Genomic DNA, 17,220 nt, shown 5'->3' with positions numbered 1-17,220 from the left:
AGGAGGCGTGATGGAAAATTTTCTGGCGCTGACGATGGCCGATGAGACGCCTCCCCACATGGAGGGCAGAGGGGCGTCGTTTCACTGGCGCTGGCTGGCACGCGGCATACTGGAGCTGACCCCGGAAGTGGCAAGCACGCGCGCACTGGTGCTCTCGGCCGGGATCCACGGCAATGAAACCGCGCCGGTGGAAATTGTCGACCTGCTGATCGGGGCGCTGTTCCGCGGCGAACTGACCCTGCGCTGCCGCCTGCTTGTCATCTACGGCAATCCGCCCGCGCTGCGGGCAGGCAAGCGCTACCTGACCTGCGATATCAACCGTCTGTTCAGCGGGCGCGGAGCACAATTTCCGCCCTGCGACGAGACCGCGCGAGCGGCGCTGCTGGAGGAGCGGATTACCGCTTTTTACCAGCAGGCGGAAGACGAGCGCTGGCACCTGGATCTGCATACCGCGATCCGCGCCTCCTATCATGAGCGTTTTGGCGTGCTGCCTCAGCGCAGTCAGCCCTGGGATGAAGCCTTTATTCAGTGGCTGGGGGATGCCGGGCTGGAAGCGCTGGTCTATCATCAGGCACCGGGTGGTACCTTTACCCATTTCAGCTGCGAACGCTTTGGCGCTCTGGCCTGTACCCTGGAGCTGGGCAAGGCGCTGCCGTTCGGCCATAACGATTTGACCCGCTTTGCCACCACCCATCAGGCGCTGTATGCCTTGCTGAGCGGCGAGGCACCTGAGCAACATACTGAGCCGGTGGAGCAGTACCGGGTGGTGCAGCAGATCACCCGCCGCAGCGAGGCCTTTGTGCTGCACATGGCGGCGCATACCCTGAACTTCACCCCGTTCCGCCAGGGCGTTTTGCTGGCAGAGGATGGCGAGGAGCGTTATGAAGTTCACAAGCCGACCGAATACGTTCTTTTCCCGAACCCTGCCGTAGCCTTTGGTTTACGCGCCGGACTGATGCTGGAAAAAGTCTCCTGAAACTGCATAACCCCATCAGCATAACGCGGTGGGGTTGTTTATTTTTTCCGCCATTTCATTTGGCTGCCGTTTTATTACAGATTATTCCTGGCTGTTTGCTTTATTATTAATCTTTCCCCCGGTATACTCCTTCACAATCTCTTTAAAATCAGTCGCATGTCTATTTTTGTTTCAACTCTCCACGCTTTATCCTTATTTCCTCCATATTTGACGATATTTTGTTTTTTACACTTTCATTGTTTTACCCTTGCTCTGATTAATTGACGATAAACCCCGTAAAGTTAATCTCGTCAACACGGCATAGCGCCGAAGAATAACTGAAAGGAAGGACAAAATTATGCGTAAATTAACTGCACTGTTTGTTGCCTCTACCCTGGCTCTGGGCGCTACCAGCGCGGCGTTCGCTGCGGATACCGCCACCACTACCGCAGCACCGACCGACAGCAAAATGATGCATCACAAAGGTAAGCCGGGTATGCATCACGACATGATGTTTAAAGACCTGAACCTGACGGATGCGCAGAAAACGCAGATCCGCGACATCATGAAAAGCCAGCGCGACCAGATGAAGCGTCCGCCGGTAGAAGAGCGCCGCGCAATGCATGACATCATCGCCAGCGACAGCTTCGATAAAGCGAAAGCCCAGGCGCAGGTCGACAAGATGGCCGAGCAGAACAAAGCCCGCATGCTGGCGCACCTGGAAACCCAGAACAAGATTTACAACATTCTGACCCCGGAACAGAAAAAACAGTTTGATGCGAATTTTGAGAAGCGTCTGACAGAACGTTCCGCGCCGGAAGGTAAAATGACCCCACCAGCCGAATAATCGGTTCAGCCATTCAAGACCGCCGGAGTCCTGTTCACCCAAGCAAATACGCTGTGGACAGGTCCGGCGGTTTTTTCTTTTCCTGCCTCTTGCCAGCCGCCGCCATCCCGGTATTCTCCTGTTATCGATTTGCACAATGTATTTGAAATGTCTGACGTTACGGATTTTTTGGCCGTCGCGCTAAGGCCGTTGTGCACATCTGCCGATACTACACAGTGATGACCTAACGATAACAATCAAAAAGCGACCGCCCCGCGCGGATTGCTCTGGTGCGTATTGCGCCATTTGGAGTGGTGATGGAATTCTTTGATATCCGCAAAATGCCGATTAGCCTCTGGCGTAACGGGGCCGGTGAGACGCGCGAAATATGTTGTTTTCCCCCGGCAACCCGGGAATTTAACTGGCGTGCCAGTATTGCCTCCCTGGCCAGCAACGGCGACTTTTCGGTCTCACCCGGCATCGATCGGGTGATCACCCTGCTGGAGGGGGGAGAGGTGCATCTGGATGGCGGGAAGGCGTTTACGCACACCCTTCAGCGTCATCAGCCCTTCAGCTTCGCCGGGGATCTGCCGGTTAAGGCCCAGTTGCTGGAGGGACAGATGTCGATGGATTTCAATATCATGACCCGCCGGGATCGCTGCCGGGCAAAGGTGCGGGTAGCGGATCGCACCTTCACCACCTTTGCGTCACGCGGCGGGGTGGTGTTTGTGCTGAGCGGAGCGTGGCAGCTGGGGGAGAAGCTGCTCACCCCCGATCAGGGCGCATGGTGGCATGAAGGCAACCATACGCTGCGGCTGCTGAAGGAGGAGGGAACTCTGCTGTTCAGCGAGATTTTCTGGCTTCCGGGACACTGAGCGGAATGATTTCGTAGTTACCGGTCAGCAGCGGTTTGCAGAGAATTTTATACCCATCCTGATCGAAACCAGCGGGCGTGCGCAGCAGGTCCGCCGCCTCGTCCAGACTGTCGACGGCACCCAGCCAGAGCCAGTTGTGGATGATGTGAAAGTGGGTCATGTCCGGGCGCGACTCTTTTAGCGCCACGGCGCTGTCCCACGGCCAGCAGGTGACGCCAATCGCCTGCAACCCCTCGACAAGTCGCTGCTGATGATCCTCAACGCTCTCTTTCCCGCAGCAGGCACCAGCGCAGCGCTTCAGCGCAGAACGGAAACAGGCCCGCCCGCGGCTCAACGACTCCAGCCCCAGCAGGCCGTAACAGAGCTGACGCTCATCGGCCAAGCTCTGCAACGTTTGCAGCGCCGCCCGACGGTTGGCGAAGAGGCCAAACAGATTCGGGGTGTGGGAAAAATCGACCTCCCGGGCATAGACGATCTGCGGCTTGCCCTCGGTGATCTGCAGGGAGCAGAGCTGGCGATTGCGGCGCAGGCGTTTATTGAACAGCGGCTGCTGCTCCTTGATTAAACGCGCCTCCAGCAGAAGGGCACCCAGCTCACCCGCGGTCTGGATCCAGGTGATACGCCGGGACTGGCGCAGCATGGCCGCCTCGTCCGGGGTACGCAGATGCGACAACACCCGGCTGCGAATATTGACGCTTTTGCCGATATACAGGGGCATAGCATCGCTGTCGCCATGAAAGAAGTAGACGCCAGGCTGCTTGGGCAGTGCCTCAAGCCACGGGCGCAGATGTTCGGGATATTCATAGATAGCTGCCGCTTCGAATTCAAGCCGCGGTGCCGATTGACGCCTGCTCACAACTTACTCCTGATACTGTTCAGGCATACAGTGTAGCAGCTGTGCTGTGGTTAAAAAAGAGGCGGCAGACGCCGCCCCGACAGAATTATTGTTTCCAGAAGTCGTCGAATACCGTGATCGGCGGGCGACGTTTGTGTTCGGTCTTCAGATACCAGCCTTCAATAATGCGGGCGGTACCTTCATCCAGCGTCTTGCCTTCCAGATAATCGTCAATGTTTTCATAGGTCACACCCAGTGCGGCTTCATCCGGCAGGGAAGGGCGATCGTCTTCCAGATCCGCGGTAGGGGCTTTCTTATACAGATGCTCCGGGCAGCCCAGCGCCGCCAGCAGCTGTTTGCCCTGGCGCTTGTTGAGGCGGAACAGCGGGTTGATGTCGGTGCCGCCGTCGCCATATTTGGTGAAGAAACCGGTCAGCGCTTCGGCGGCATGGTCAGTGCCCACCACCACGCCGCTGGTCATCCCGGCGATGCTGTACTGGGCTTTCATCCGCTCACGGGCCTTTTCATTGCCGCGCACAAAGTCGCTCAGCTCAATGCCCGCGTCGCGCAACGCTTTTTCGCTGGCCAGCACCGCTTCTTTAATATTTACCGTCAGCACGCGATCCGGCTGGATAAAGGCGATAGCATCCTGGCAATCCTGCTCGTCAAACTGCACGCCGTAGGGCAGGCGCACCGCGATAAATTGCAGGGCTTCGTTACCCGTTTCGGCACGCAGTTCGCTGATCGCCATCTGGGCGAGCTTCCCGGCGAGGGTGGAGTCCTGACCGCCGCTGATGCCCAGCACCAGCGTCTTCAGGAACGGGTAGCGGGTTAAATAGGATTTCAAAAAATCGACGCTACGGCGGATCTCTTCTTCCGCATTGATGGTGGGTTTGGCACCCAGCGCCTGGATAATCTCTTGTTGCAGAGCCATCTAGCCCCTCCGTTACACAAATTTGCCTGATGAATGTTCTGTTAAAGCTAACCCGTCATGCGGAAAACGACAAGGATCACACATTTGAATGAAGCGAATTCAGGCGATTTAGCCACTTATAATTGTTTTACAGGAATTTTCCGAAAAAACTTTGCCGTCACGCTTGAGGTTGAAAAATGTGGTTTTCTATTCCAGGCTTACATAACACGCTGATAAACAAGAGGACGGAATATGAACAAGAAATTAGCAGGAATGTTAGGCGCAGCGGCAGTCATGACTTTACTGGCAGGGTGTACCGCGTATGACCGTACCGCGGACCAGTTTAAAGAGCCCGTCGTAAAAGACGTTAAAAAAGGGATGAGCCGTGCACAGGTACAGCAGCTGGCCGGTAAGCCGTCATCAGAAGTGACGATGATCCACGCTCGTGGTACCTGCCAGACATACATCCTGGGTCAACGGGATGGTAAAACAGAAACCTACTTTGTGGCCCTTGACGATACTGGCCACGTGATTAACTCCGGCTACCAGACCTGTGCGGAATACGACACTGACCCGCAGGCACCTAAGGCCTGATAACGCCTTTTCCTGAGCAAAGCGACAAACCGGCCAGCAGGCCGGTTTTTTTACGTCGCCAGTCACCTTAATTCTCTCCGCGAATTATTTACCTAAAATGTGAAGGGTGTCATAACGACAGGTCAAGGAGAGACAATTGTGGTTTCTCACAGATTATTCCTCCTGTAGCAGTTGCCGTATACTCCATTCATCAGATACGCCAAAGAGGGACCCGGTCGGTCAAGGCGGGGATATCGCGGCGAAAGCGGTGAGCACATAAGAGGGAAATTGCTATGGAAAAGAAACATATCTATCTGTTTTGCTCAGCGGGCATGTCAACGTCACTGCTGGTGTCAAAGATGCGCGCGCAGGCAGAGAAGTACGAAGTACCGGTCATCATTGAAGCCTTCCCGGAAACCCTGGCTGGCGAGAAAGGCACCAGCGCGGATGTCGTGCTGTTAGGGCCGCAAATTGCCTATATGTTGCCTGAGATCCAACGTCTGTTACCGAATAAACCCGTTGAAGTCATCGACTCTGCGCTGTACGGCAAAGTGGATGGTTTGGGTGTTCTTAAAGCTGCTGTAGCAGCGATTAAAAAAGCTGCTAATTAATTTATTTTTTATTTTTCCCGTCAAAGAGCAATTTCACACACACTTACGCCGCAATATTTTTGCGGCATTTAAGGGCATTTTCTATGAGTAGATTTATTGCTGCGCTTGAAAAGGTACTCCTTCCTTTTGCAGTTAAAATAGGAAAGCAACCGCATGTCAACGCCATTAAAAACGGCTTTATTAAAGTCATGCCGTTAACCCTGGCCGGTGCCATGTTCGTTTTAATTAACAACGTTTTTCTTAGCTTCGGTGATGGTTCATTCTTCTATTCATTAGGTGTGCGTTTAGATCCCTCAACTATTGAAACGTTAAATGGTTTCAAGGCCATCGGCGGCAATGTGTACAACGGTACGCTGGGTATTATGTCGCTGATGGCACCTTTCTTTATTGGGATGGCGCTGGCGGAAGAGCGTAAAGTCGATTCGCTGGCCGCCGGTTTATTATCTGTTGCGGCCTTTATGACCGTAACACCTTACAGCGTCGGTGAAGCCTACGCGGTAGGGGCCAACTGGCTGGGCGGGGCTAACATCATTTCCGGGATCGTGATCGGTCTGGTCGTGGCGGAAATGTTTACCTTTATTATCCGTCGCAACTGGGTGATTCGTTTACCGGACAGCGTGCCGGCCTCGGTGTCCCGCTCTTTCTCGGCGCTGATCCCTGGCTTCATTATTCTCTCCATCATGGGGACCATCGCCTGGGCGCTCTCTCACTGGGGCACCAACTTCCACCAGATCATCATGGACACTATCTCCACACCGTTGGCCTCGATGGGTGGCGTCGTGGGCTGGGCTTACGTGATCTTCACCTCCCTGCTGTGGTTCTTCGGTGTGCACGGCTCTCTGGCGCTGGCCGCGCTGGACAGCGGCATCATGACCCCGTGGGCGCTGGAAAACGTGGCGCTTTATCAGCAGTACGGCTCCGTTGACGCGGCGCTGGCGGCGGGTAAAACCTTCCACGTGTGGGCCAAACCGATGCTCGACTCCTACATCTTCCTGGGCGGTACCGGGGCGACGCTGGGTCTGATCATCGCGGTGTTTATTACCTCCCGTCGTGCGGATCACCGTCAGGTGGCGAAGCTGGCTCTGCCGTCAGGCATCTTCCAGATTAACGAGCCTATCCTCTTCGGTCTGCCGATTATCATGAACCCGGTGATGTTCATTCCGTTCATCCTGGTGCAACCGCTGCTGGCTGCCATTACCCTGACCGCTTACTACCTGGGGATTATCCCGCCGGTGACCAACATCGCGCCATGGACCATGCCAGCCGGTCTGGGAGCCTTCTTTAACACCAACGGCAGCGTAGCGGCCTTCCTGCTGGCGATATTCAACCTCGGTGTGGCAACCGTGCTTTACATGCCATTCGTCGCCATCGCCAACAAGGCCCAGACCACCATTGATGAAGAAGAGAGCGAAGAAGATATCGCCCTCGCACTGAAATTCTGATGTCGTATGATGCGGGGCAACCCGCGTCAGTACAGGAGAAACCGAGATGTTTGATTTAGAGAATGTTGTTGCAGAAGCAGAAGACGTCGCCGAGAACGACCTTGAAGAAGTGGTGATGGGGCTTATCATCAACTCCGGTCAGGCGCGCAGCCTGGCGTACGGCGCCCTGAAAAAAGCCAAGCAGGGTGACTTTGCCACCGCGAAAGAGATGATGGCTCAGTCGCGCACCGCGCTGAATGAAGCGCACCTGGTACAAACAAAACTGATCGAAAGCGATCAGGGTGAAGGTAAGATGAAGGTCAGCCTGGTGCTGGTACATGCCCAGGATCATCTGATGACCTCCATGCTGGCGCGTGAGCTGGTAGCGGAACTCATCGAACTTCACGAGAAAATGCAGTAAGTCAGACGGATAGCAGGAGGTCAGCGCCATGGAAATCACTACCGCCCGGGAACAACAGCTGTTCAATGGTAAAAATTTTCATGTGTTCATCTACAACAAGGTGGAGAGCATCAGCGGTCTGCATCAGCATGACTACTATGAATTCACCATTGTGCTGACCGGCCGCTATTTCCAGGAGATCAACGGCAAGCGGGTGCTGCTGGAGCGCGGGGACTTTGTCTTTATCCCGATGGGCTCTCATCATCAGAGCTTTTATGACTTTGGTGCCACGCGCATTCTCAACGTCGGCATCAGTAAACGCTTCTTCGACACCCACTACGCGCCGCTGCTGCCGTTCTGCTTTGTCGCCTCGCAGGTGTATCACGTCAAAAGTGAATTCCTGAACTGGATCGACACCGTGATTGCCTCGCTTAACTTTCGTGATAATGAGTTCGATGAATTCATTGAAACGGTAACCTTCTACGTCGTGAACCGCTTACGCCACTATCGCGAAGAGCAGCAGGCGGCGGACGATATCCCGCAATGGCTGCGCACCACCGTTGAAATGATGCACGACAAACTGCGTTTTGGGGAAAACGCGCTGGAGAATATGGTGGCGCTGTCGGGTAAATCTCAGGAATACCTGACCCGAGCGACCCAGCGTTATTATCAGAAAACGCCGGTGCAAATCATTAATGAAATACGGATCAATTTCGCCAGAAAACAGCTGGAGATCACCAACTATTCGGTGACGGATATTGCTTACGAATCCGGTTATAGCAGTCCGAGCCTGTTTATTAAAACCTTTAAGAAATTGACCTCCTTTACACCGAACAGCTACCGGAAAAATATCACGGTAATTAATTAACGTCCGGCGGATCGCCGCCGGGAATATCGCCTTCAATACTTGCCCAAATACATGGGACGGGATCGCTATACTTAATAGGCGGATCTCCCAGGGAGAATATTATGCAAAAGAAACTGAAAGTAGTGACCATCGGCGGCGGAAGCAGCTATACCCCGGAATTACTGGAAGGGTTCCTCAAGCGTTATCATGAGCTGCCGGTCAGCGAACTGTGGCTGGTGGACGTGGCCGAAGGTCAGGAGAAGCTCGATATTATTTTCGACCTCTGTCAGCGGATGGTGAAAAAAGCGGGTGTGCCGATGACCGTGCATAAAACCCTCGATCGTCGTGAAGCGCTTAAAGATGCCGATTTCGTTACCACCCAGCTGCGCGTCGGCCAACTGAAGGCGCGCGAGCTGGATGAGCGTATCCCGCTGAGCTACGGCTATCTGGGTCAGGAGACCAACGGCGCTGGCGGCCTGTTCAAAGGGCTGCGTACCATTCCGGTGGTGTTCGATATTATCAAAGACGTGCAGGAGATCTGCCCTCAGGCGTGGGTGATCAACTTTACCAACCCGGCCGGGATGGTGACCGAGGCGGTCTACCGCCACACCGATTTCAAACGCTTTATTGGGGTGTGCAACATTCCAATCGGCATGAAGATGTTTATCCGCGACGTGCTGGCCCTGACCGATAACGACGAGCTCTCCATCGACCTGTTCGGCCTGAACCACATGGTGTTTATTAAAGACGTGCTGGTTAACGGCGAGTCACGCTTTGCGGAACTGCTGGACGGCGTGGCGTCGGGCACCCTGAAAGCCAGCTCGGTGAAGAACATCTTCGACCTGCCGTTCAGCGAAGGGCTGATCCGCTCCCTGAACCTGCTCCCGTGCTCCTATCTGCTCTACTACTTCAAGCTGAAGGAGATGCTGGTCATCGAAATGGGCGAGTACTACAAAGGCGGTGCCCGGGCGCAGGTGGTGCAGAAGGTGGAAAAAGAGCTGTTTGACCTGTATAAGAACCCGGATCTGAACGTGAAGCCGAAAGAGCTGGAGCAGCGCGGCGGGGCTTATTACTCCGATGCGGCCTGCGAAGTGATCAACGCCATCTACAACGACAAGCAGGCGGAGCACTACGTCAACGTGCCGCACCACGGCCACATTGATAATATCCCGGCGGACTGGGCGGTGGAGATGACCTGTATCCTTGGCCGCGAGGGGGCGAAGCCGCATCCGCGTCTGACCCATTTTGATGACAAAGTGATGGGCCTGATCCACACCATCAAGGGTTTTGAAGTGGCGGCAAGCCAGGCGGCAATCAGCGGCGAGCTGAACGACGTCCTGCTGGCCCTGAACCTGAGCCCGCTGGTGCAGTCCGACCGCGATGCCGAGAAGCTGGCGCGGGATCTGATTCTGGCCCATGAAAAATGGCTGCCGAACTTTGCTGCCGCTATCGATAAGCTGAAAAGCGAGCAGCACTAAGAGGGATCGCTATGGAATATCTGCTGATCGTCAATGCCGATGATTTTGGCCTGTCAAAAGGGCAGAACTACGGCATCGTGGAAGCCTGTCGGCATGGCGTGGTGACTTCGACCACCGCCATGGTCAACGGCGATGCGATTGAGCACGCCGCTGAACTTAGCCGGGTGCTGCCGGAACTGGGTGTCGGAATGCACTTTGTGCTGACCCTCGGCATGCCGCTGACGCCGATGCCAGGGCTGACGCGTGAGGGATTGCTGGGGAAATGGATCTGGGAGATGGCAGAGCAGGGGACGTTGCCGCTGGAGGAGATTGCCCGCGAGCTGGACTGTCAGTTCAATCGCTTTGTCGATCTCTTCGGACGCGAGCCGACCCATATCGACAGCCATCACCATGTGCATATGATCCCGGCCATCTTCCCGCTGGTGGCCGAGTTTGCCCGCCGCAAAGGGGTGGCGCTGCGTGTCGATCCTCTGGTCGAAGGGATCGGGGAGCTGGATGGCGATCTGCCGCCGACCACCGACGGTTTCAGCAGCGCATTTTATGGCGAGGAAATCAGTGAGGCACTGTTCCTGAGCGTGCTGGATCGCTCCGTGCAGCAGGGCGAGCGATCGCTGGAGGTGATGGCGCACCCGGCGTTTATTGATAACACTATCCGTAAAAGCGCCTATTGCTGGCCGCGGCTGACGGAGCTGGACGTGCTGACCTCGACGTCGCTGAAATACGCGATTGCTGAGCGCGGGTACAGGCTGGGGACATTCGGGGATTTGTGAGGAAATGCCGGGTGGCGCTTGCGCTTACCCGGCCTACGGTTTTTTGGACCCGGTAAACGCATGTCCCACCGGCACAGAGTTGTAGCGAATTTATAGGCCGGGTAAGGCGAAGCCGCCACCCGGCTTTTTTTACGCCGGAATGCTGGCGGTTTTACTGCGACGCGACCAGACCCGGTGCGCCGCCATCTGCAATACCAGCTCGTCCATAAACGCGCCTGCTGCGCTGTCGCCTTCGATAATTCCCTCTTCGCCCTGATCCGCCACCTTCAACAGCGGTTTGAACTGGCGCGCATCGCCCGCCAGCGCAATCGGCTTGAGGTGCTTGTAGGCTTCCAGCAGATAATAGGCGGCATCCCCGTTGTTGAGCAGGCTCTGAATATCGCCGCAGGGCACCACCACCGCATCCACGGTTAAGGATGGCGATCCGGCAAAAGTCGCTGCCACCGGCAGCACCGAGCCGTCATCGGCGGTCACTTCGCCCATCCGCGAGTAGAGCAGCTTCGCGTGTACGCCCTTGGCCTTCAGCGCCTGCAACACCGCCAGCACGTCGCTCGCCCGCGGGGTATCGTTGAGCAGTACCGCCACGACGCGGCCTTTAATGTCCCCGCCGGGAACGGCATACAGGCTGAGGGACGGATCCTTTTTCACACCGCTGACGTCCTGCGGCGGGGCCAGATTGCGTTGCTCGTCGGTGAGCGTCAGCCCCAGATTTTCAGCTACCCCCTGGGCAAGGGTGATATCAATCCGCGCCAGCTGATCGACCACCCGCTCGCGGATATAGGTTCGCACCACTTTGCTCAGCTCAAAGCTGAAAGCGCCAATAATGTGCTCCTGCTCGACGGGAGTCTGGCTCTGCCAGAACAGGCGCGGATGAGCGTAATACTCGCCGAACGACGGGCTGCGTTCGCGGATTTTGGTTCCTTCCACGCGCTCCTGATACGACTCAAAGCCACCGCGTTTTGGCCCCGGCGGGGTCTCGCGCGGCCAGTTATCGTTGATCGAGTTGGGCTCGTAGTTGGCCGGATTGGTATCGATCTCCATCCGGTGCATCCCGTCACGCTGGAAGTTATGGTACGGACAGGTTGGCTTGTTGATCGGGATCTCGTGGAAGTTCGGCCCGCCCAGACGGCTGATTTGCGTATCGGTGTAGGAGAACAGACGGCCCTGCAACAGCGGGTCATTGGTAAAGTCCAGCCCCGGGACGATGTGCCCTGGATGGAAGGCGGCCTGCTCGTTCTCGGCAAAAAAGTTGTCCGGGTTACGGTTGAGGACCATTTTGCCCACCAGTTGAACCGGCACCAGCTCTTCCGGGATCAGCTTGGTCGGGTCGAGCAGGTCAAAATCAAATTTGAACTCGTCCTCTTCCGGGATCAGCTGGAAACCCAGCTCATATTCCGGGAAATCACCCGCTTCGATAGCTTCCCACAGATCGCGACGATGGAAGTCCGGATCGCGCCCGGTGAGCTTCTGCGCCTCATCCCATACCAGCGAGGCTTTCCCGGCCACCGGCTTCCAGTGGAAACGCACAAAGGTGGCTTTGCCTTCGGCATTGATTAGGCGGAAGGTATGGATGCCAAAGCCTTCCATGGTGCGATAGCTGCGGGGAATGCCGCGGTCGGACATCGCCCACATCACGTTGTGCAGGGTTTCAGGCTGCAGCGAGACGTAATCCCAGAAGGTGTCGTGTGCGCTCTGGCCCTGCGGGATCGCCCAGTGGGGCTCCGGCTTCACCGCATGGACAAAATCGGGGAACTTGTGGGCATCCTGAATAAAGAAGATCGGGGTGTTGTTGCCCACAAGGTCAAAAATCCCCTCTTCGGTGTAGAACTTGGTGGCGAACCCGCGGATATCGCGGACCGTGTCGGCGGAGCCCGCGCCGCCCTGCACCGTAGAGAAACGGACAAACACCGGCGTGATCTTATCCGGATCGGAGAGGAAGGCGGCTTTGGTGATATCGCTCAGGTTCTTATACGGCTGGAAATAGCCATGCGCGGCCGAGCCGCGGGCGTGGACAATACGCTCCGGGATGCGCTCATGGTCGAAATGGGTGATCTTCTCCCGCAGGATGAAATCTTCCAGCAGGGTCGGGCCGCGCGTACCGGCGCGCAGCGAGTTCTGATCGTCAGCGATGCGCACACCCTGGTTGGTGGTGAGCGGGTAATTTTCGCCGCCCTTACGTACGGCATCCAGCGCGTTCAGCTTCTCATTGCCGGTGTCCGGTGCCTTCAGGCTGCCTGGGGCTGTGGGCTGCTGGCCTGGCGGGGTAGGGACAGGACTGGCACGGTGGGAGCCATCGTCCGGGGCCAGGGAGTCCAGTCCGGGTTTCGCTTCATTTTCGTCATGTACCGGGGATTGCTGCGGGTGGTGAGTCTTATCATTTTGCGACATTGCACTCGTCTCCTGTTTTCATTGCTGAAATGCGGTCGTAATTGCGTCAAAACTCATTAACTATAGAACAATGTCGACGGGGGGCCGGGTGAAAACCCGATTTATAGCTATCACTTACGCTTGATGAGATACGCGGGGCGCGACGCAGGAGGGGCAATCGGCTATCATAGGAATTTACTGATTTATGAGTTTGCTTTAGTGAACCCGCTGCTTATGAAACCTCTTCGCCAACAAAATCGTCCTGTTATCAGTTACCAGCCACGGGTTGAACCCGCGCCGCCAGAACATGCCAGCAAACTGGATGGCTTTCGTGACGTCTGGTTGTTACGCGGTAAATATGTGGCCTTTGTGCTGACTGGCGAGCATTTCCGTCGTTCCCCGGCGTTTACCGTGCCGGAGTCAGCTCAACGCTGGGCGCTTCAGGTCCGTCAGGAAGAAGAGATTGATGATTAACAGATAATAAAAAACCGCCTTCATTGCTGAAGGCGGTTTTTTTTAACGGGCGAGGCGATTAACGGTGCGCCAGTTCCGCATGTTCTTCGCTGTCCAGTACCGCTTTATCGGTCTGCTTCAGCCACTGGCTGGTCAGCGTACCCGCAGTCATGGAGCCGCTGACGTTCAGCGCAGTACGACCCATGTCGATCAGCGGTTCAACGGAGATCAGCAGCGCCACCAGCGTCACCGGCAGACCCAGCGCAGGCAGTACAATCAGTGCCGCGAAGGTTGCGCCGCCACCCACACCGGCCACGCCGGCAGAGCTTACGGTCACAATCCCGACCAGGGTCGCAATCCACACCGGATCCAGCGGGTTAATGCCTACCGTCGGCGCGACCATTACCGCCAGCATTGCCGGGTAGAGACCTGCACAACCGTTCTGACCAATGGTCGCACCAAAAGAGGCCGAGAAGCTGGCGATTGATTCCGGCACGCCCAGACGACGGGTCTGCGCTTCCACGTTCAGCGGAATGGAGGCAGCGCTGGAGCGGCTGGTAAAGGCGAAGGTCAGGACCGGCCACACTTTACGGAAGTATTTCAGCGGGCTGACGCCGTTCACGGCGAGCAGAATGCCGTGGACCACAAACATGATGCCCAGACCGAGGTAAGAGGCGACCACGAAGCTGCCCAGCTTGATGATGTCCTGCAGGTTTGAGCCTGCCACCACTTTGGTCATCAGCGCCAGTACGCCGTACGGGGTCAGCTGCATCACCAGACGCACCAGCTTCATCACCCAGCTTTGCAGGGTATCGATGGCGGTCAGCACGCGCTGGCCTTTTGGAGCGTCATCTTTCAGCAGCTTCAGCGCAGCCACGCCGAGGAAGGCGGCGAAAATCACCACGCTGATGATCGACGTCGGGCTAGCCCCGGTCAGATCGGCAAACGGGTTTTTCGGGATAAAGGAGAGCACCATCTGCGGTACGGTAAGATCCGCGACTTTCCCTGCATAGTTGGTCTCGATGGCGGTCAGGCGCGCGGTTTCCGCGGTCCCCTGCACCAGACCTTCTGCGGTCAGGCCAAACAGATTGGTGACCAGCACGCCCACCAGGGCCGCGATGAGGGTGGTAAACAGCAGCGTACCGATGGTCAGGATACTGATTTTACCCAGCTGGGATGCGTTATGCAGGCGGGCGACCGCGCTCAAAATAGAGGCAAACACCAGCGGCATAACAATCATCTGCAGCAGCTGGACGTAGCCGTTACCGACAATGTTAAACCACTGGATAGAGTCTTTCAGTACCGGGTTGCTGGAACCGTAAATGGCCTGCAGCGCCAGGCCAAAGACCACGCCCATCACCAGACCGACCAGCACTTTTTTGGCGAGGCTCCACTGTTTATGACGCGACTGCGCCAGCAACAGCAGTAAGCCGACGAACACCACGATGTTCGCGATTAATGGAAAATTCATCCCCGTTCTCCTGATTAAATTGCAGATCGGTATTAGGTCCGACCTTGTTGCCGCAAGATTATCAGAAGTGTGATCGGGTCGCTTATATCCAAATGGAATGGGTTATGCCAAAACGGCGGGATTCGTCCAGTTACTGTTCACTTTGATGATGAATAAAGCGGTTGAACTGAAACTGCAGCGAATTAATCATGTGCGAGGACCAGCGCACCGCCCCGTTCTCCGGCAGCGTCTGCGGCATCCACACTGCCCAGGCAAACAGGGCCATGCACAGAGCGCGCTCCAGCTGGTTACCTTTTTGCGGCCTGAGGATCGGCAGACGAAAACGCCAGCGGCAGGGCCACAGCAGGGGAACACCTGCCGGAGTGAGCATGTCGGCCAGAATATGGCTCAGATAGCCCAGCACCATCCCCTGGATAGCATCCGCCGGGATCAGCCAGCTGTCCGGTACTTTTAAATAGAAGAGGGTGAGCGCAGCAAACACCGCCAACAGGCTGTGGGTAAAGCCGCGATGGCCGCAGGCGCGGGCAATGGGTTTAGAGATCCACTTCAGCCGCTGCCCGAGCAGCGACTTGGGGTGATCGATATCAGGTAACAGGCAGGTCAAAACTGCCGATGGCACGATATGCCACCAGTCACCCTGCGCCAGCACCGGTGTAAGCTCAGCGTTTTTGGCAAACACTGCGCAGGCGAGAGAAAAGAGCAGATGACCTTCCGCCGTCATGATAAAACCCACTAAACTGTCAATTCATCCAGTATAGGGATTTTATACAGTATACGGAAGTAGTGACGGTGTAACTCTTTGTCACAAAGCTGTTAACGTGCGAGCCAGCCCCCATCAACGGCGAGGGTATAGCCGTTGACGTAGTCCGAGGCCGACGAGGCGAGAAATACCGCCGGGCCCTGCAGATCTTCCGGCTTACCCCAGCGGCCTGCCGGGATGCGGTCGAGGATCTCCTTGCTGCGCTGTTCGTCGTCGCGTAACTGCTGGGTGTTATTGGTTGCCATATAGCCCGGCGCGATGGCGTTAACGTTAATGCCGTGGTGCGCCCACTCGTTAGCCAGCAGGCGGGTGATCCCCAGCACGCCGCTTTTCGAGGCGGTATAAGAGGGAACCCGGATCCCGCCCTGGAACGACAGCATGGAGGCGATGTTAATAATTTTTCCGCCTTGCCCCTGGGCGATGAACTGGCGGGCCACGGCCTGCGACAGGAAAAAGACCGACTTCAGGTTAAGGTTCATCACCTCATCCCAGTCCTTTTCACTGAAGGTGAGGGCATCTTCCCGACGAATGGTCCCGGCGTTATTCACCAGAATATCCACGCGGCCCATTTCGGCTACCGTCTGCCCGACAATAGCATTAATGGCATCCTGCTTGCTGAGGTCGGCCTGGATGGCCATAAACCGGCGGCCCAGCGCTTTAACGCCAGCGGCGGTCTCTTCCGGGATCCGGCGATTGACGCTTACGATATCGCAGCCTGCCTGGGCCAGACCCAGCGCCATGCCCTGGCCGAGGCCGGTATCACAGCCGGTAACGATGGCAACTTTTCCTGAAAGATTAAAGGCATCCAGTATCATACAGACCTCAGAAAGTAGGGGGGTATAGTTGTTCTGAGATAAGCATAGAAGCAGGGAAAGGGAATTTCAAATTAAAATGAAATGATGTTTCAAAAATAATATGTGGATCATATTTGCGGGCAACAGGGCGTTGCCCGCCGTCGCTAATTACCCGCGCAGATGCGCCACGGTAAGCGCCTGCAGCGAGGTCAGTTTAACGTCTGCCAGCGCGTAGCGGGCGTCCTGCTGATTCTCTTCTGCGGGAACGACAATAGAGCGCATCCGCGCCGCTTTGCTGGCAATCATGCCGTTAACAGAGTCTTCCAGCGCCACGCAGGTGGTCGGGTCGACGCCCAGCTTCGCGGCGCAGTCCATATACACCTGCGGGTGCGGCTTGCTGTAAGGCAGTTTTTCTGCCGAGGCCAGCGCATCAAAGCTGTCGCGCAGATCAAACATGATCAGTACTTTTTCCAGCATGTGCAGCGGCGAGGCGGAGGCGAGGCCCACTTTCAGCCCCTGCGCTTTGCACAGGGCTACGGCTTCACGCGCGCCGTTGAGCAGCGGGCGGTTCTCTTCAACCAGCGTCAGGGCCCGGTTGATGATGCGGTCGGTGACCTCGTCCCGGCCCGGCCCGACCCACGGCTGATGGGCATACCAGAGTTCAACCACCATATCGATGCGCAGGCCAAGGGTGTCCGGCAGTTCGTGACGGCGGCTGATGTCCACCCCCAGGCTGGCCATCACATCCAGTTCAGCACGATCCCAGAGCGGCTCGGAATCAATCAGTAATCCATCCATATCAAAAATGGCTGCAAGAATTTGACGCGGCGTCGACATGCAACTTCTCCTTTCGTGGGTTTATCAGGGGTAA

At 56.4% G+C, this 17,220-nt stretch carries 18 protein-coding genes; 11 read left to right on the top strand and 7 right to left on the bottom strand.

Annotation, left to right across the window (positions count from 1 at the left end; translation table 11 throughout):
* Positions 1 to 10 precede the first annotated feature (10 nt).
* From astE to ves, 3 genes are all read left to right on the top strand, one after another.
* Positions 11 to 976, top strand: a complete 966-nt coding sequence (gene astE / locus WFO70_RS07520) for a succinylglutamate desuccinylase (protein ID WP_337015465.1) — start codon at positions 11 to 13, stop codon at positions 974 to 976.
* A gap of 337 nt (positions 977 to 1,313) precedes the next feature.
* On the top strand, positions 1,314 to 1,802 hold the full coding sequence (spy, locus tag WFO70_RS07515; protein WP_337015464.1) for an ATP-independent periplasmic protein-refolding chaperone Spy: 489 nt from the start codon (positions 1,314 to 1,316) through the stop codon (positions 1,800 to 1,802).
* 296 nt (positions 1,803 to 2,098) lie between these two features.
* Complete coding sequence (gene ves / locus WFO70_RS07510; RefSeq protein ID WP_337016639.1) at positions 2,099 to 2,656, top strand: environmental stress-induced protein Ves; 558 nt, start codon at positions 2,099 to 2,101, stop codon at positions 2,654 to 2,656.
* Here the strand turns inward: ves and cho are convergent.
* Both cho and nadE read right to left on the bottom strand, forming a co-directional pair.
* The gene (gene cho, locus WFO70_RS07505; protein WP_337015463.1) at positions 2,625 to 3,512 is read right to left on the bottom strand and encodes an excinuclease Cho; all 888 of its coding nucleotides are present in this window, start codon (positions 3,510 to 3,512) and stop codon (positions 2,625 to 2,627) included. The genes ves and cho overlap by 32 nt on opposite strands.
* 85 nt (positions 3,513 to 3,597) lie before the next feature.
* Positions 3,598 to 4,425, bottom strand: a complete 828-nt coding sequence (gene nadE, locus WFO70_RS07500; protein WP_337015462.1) for an ammonia-dependent NAD(+) synthetase — start codon at positions 4,423 to 4,425, stop codon at positions 3,598 to 3,600.
* A 231-nt stretch (positions 4,426 to 4,656) separates the two neighbouring features.
* On the opposite strand from nadE, the gene osmE reads away from it, so the two are divergent.
* The 7 genes from osmE (at position 4,657) to chbG (ending at position 10,504) form a co-directional block, all read left to right on the top strand.
* Positions 4,657 to 4,998 (top strand): osmotically-inducible lipoprotein OsmE, encoded by a 342-nt coding sequence (gene osmE / locus WFO70_RS07495; RefSeq protein WP_337015460.1) that lies wholly within the window; start codon positions 4,657 to 4,659, stop codon positions 4,996 to 4,998.
* Positions 4,999 to 5,270: 272 nt separating this feature from the next.
* A complete protein-coding gene (chbB, locus tag WFO70_RS07490) occupies positions 5,271 to 5,588 on the top strand; it encodes a PTS N,N'-diacetylchitobiose transporter subunit IIB (protein ID WP_103823836.1) in 318 nt (105 codons plus the stop codon).
* A gap of 83 nt (positions 5,589 to 5,671) precedes the next feature.
* Positions 5,672 to 7,030, top strand: a complete 1,359-nt coding sequence (gene chbC / locus WFO70_RS07485; protein ID WP_337015458.1) for a PTS N,N'-diacetylchitobiose transporter subunit IIC — start codon at positions 5,672 to 5,674, stop codon at positions 7,028 to 7,030.
* Between the two features lie 46 nt (positions 7,031 to 7,076).
* Positions 7,077 to 7,430, top strand: a complete 354-nt coding sequence (gene chbA, locus WFO70_RS07480) for a PTS N,N'-diacetylchitobiose transporter subunit IIA (protein ID WP_337015457.1) — start codon at positions 7,077 to 7,079, stop codon at positions 7,428 to 7,430.
* A 28-nt stretch (positions 7,431 to 7,458) separates the two neighbouring features.
* Positions 7,459 to 8,277: a transcriptional regulator ChbR gene (chbR, locus tag WFO70_RS07475; RefSeq protein ID WP_337015456.1), complete on the top strand. Its 819-nt coding sequence runs from the start codon at positions 7,459 to 7,461 to the stop codon at positions 8,275 to 8,277.
* A gap of 101 nt (positions 8,278 to 8,378) precedes the next feature.
* Positions 8,379 to 9,734 carry a 6-phospho-beta-glucosidase gene (locus WFO70_RS07470; RefSeq protein ID WP_337015455.1) on the top strand — a complete coding sequence of 452 codons (1,356 nt, stop codon included), beginning with the start codon at positions 8,379 to 8,381 and terminating at the stop codon, positions 9,732 to 9,734.
* Positions 9,735 to 9,745: 11 nt separating this feature from the next.
* Complete coding sequence (chbG, locus tag WFO70_RS07465; RefSeq protein ID WP_337015454.1) at positions 9,746 to 10,504, top strand: chitin disaccharide deacetylase; 759 nt, start codon at positions 9,746 to 9,748, stop codon at positions 10,502 to 10,504.
* Positions 10,505 to 10,633: 129 nt separating this feature from the next.
* Here the strand turns inward: chbG and katE are convergent, their stop codons facing one another.
* Positions 10,634 to 12,892 carry a catalase HPII gene (gene katE / locus WFO70_RS07460; protein WP_337015452.1) on the bottom strand — a complete coding sequence of 753 codons (2,259 nt, stop codon included), beginning with the start codon at positions 12,890 to 12,892 and terminating at the stop codon, positions 10,634 to 10,636.
* A gap of 198 nt (positions 12,893 to 13,090) precedes the next feature.
* Between katE and cedA the strand changes: the two genes are divergently transcribed.
* On the top strand, positions 13,091 to 13,345 hold the full coding sequence (cedA, locus tag WFO70_RS07455) for a cell division activator CedA (RefSeq protein ID WP_337015451.1): 255 nt from the start codon (positions 13,091 to 13,093) through the stop codon (positions 13,343 to 13,345).
* 58 nt (positions 13,346 to 13,403) lie between these two features.
* Here cedA and WFO70_RS07450 read toward each other — a convergent pair whose 3' ends face one another.
* The 4 genes from WFO70_RS07450 to hxpB all read right to left on the bottom strand — a co-directional run bounded on the left by WFO70_RS07450 (position 13,404) and on the right by hxpB (position 17,186).
* The gene (locus tag WFO70_RS07450; protein WP_337015450.1) at positions 13,404 to 14,795 is read right to left on the bottom strand and encodes an L-cystine transporter; all 1,392 of its coding nucleotides are present in this window, start codon (positions 14,793 to 14,795) and stop codon (positions 13,404 to 13,406) included.
* A 130-nt stretch (positions 14,796 to 14,925) separates the two neighbouring features.
* Positions 14,926 to 15,516 (bottom strand): metal-dependent hydrolase, encoded by a 591-nt coding sequence (locus WFO70_RS07445; RefSeq protein ID WP_032617729.1) that lies wholly within the window; start codon positions 15,514 to 15,516, stop codon positions 14,926 to 14,928.
* A 92-nt stretch (positions 15,517 to 15,608) separates the two neighbouring features.
* Positions 15,609 to 16,370 carry a 2-dehydro-3-deoxy-D-gluconate 5-dehydrogenase KduD gene (kduD, locus tag WFO70_RS07440; protein WP_337015449.1) on the bottom strand — a complete coding sequence of 254 codons (762 nt, stop codon included), beginning with the start codon at positions 16,368 to 16,370 and terminating at the stop codon, positions 15,609 to 15,611.
* Positions 16,371 to 16,517: 147 nt separating this feature from the next.
* The gene (gene hxpB / locus WFO70_RS07435; protein ID WP_337015448.1) at positions 16,518 to 17,186 is read right to left on the bottom strand and encodes a hexitol phosphatase HxpB; all 669 of its coding nucleotides are present in this window, start codon (positions 17,184 to 17,186) and stop codon (positions 16,518 to 16,520) included.
* Between the last annotated feature and the right edge of the window lie 34 nt (positions 17,187 to 17,220).

Origin of the sequence: Leclercia sp. AS011, from assembly GCF_037152535.1 — a bacterium.
In the GTDB taxonomy this organism is placed as follows: Bacteria; Pseudomonadota; Gammaproteobacteria; order Enterobacterales; family Enterobacteriaceae; genus Enterobacter.
This window is presented reverse-complemented; position numbering and strand designations above follow the sequence as displayed.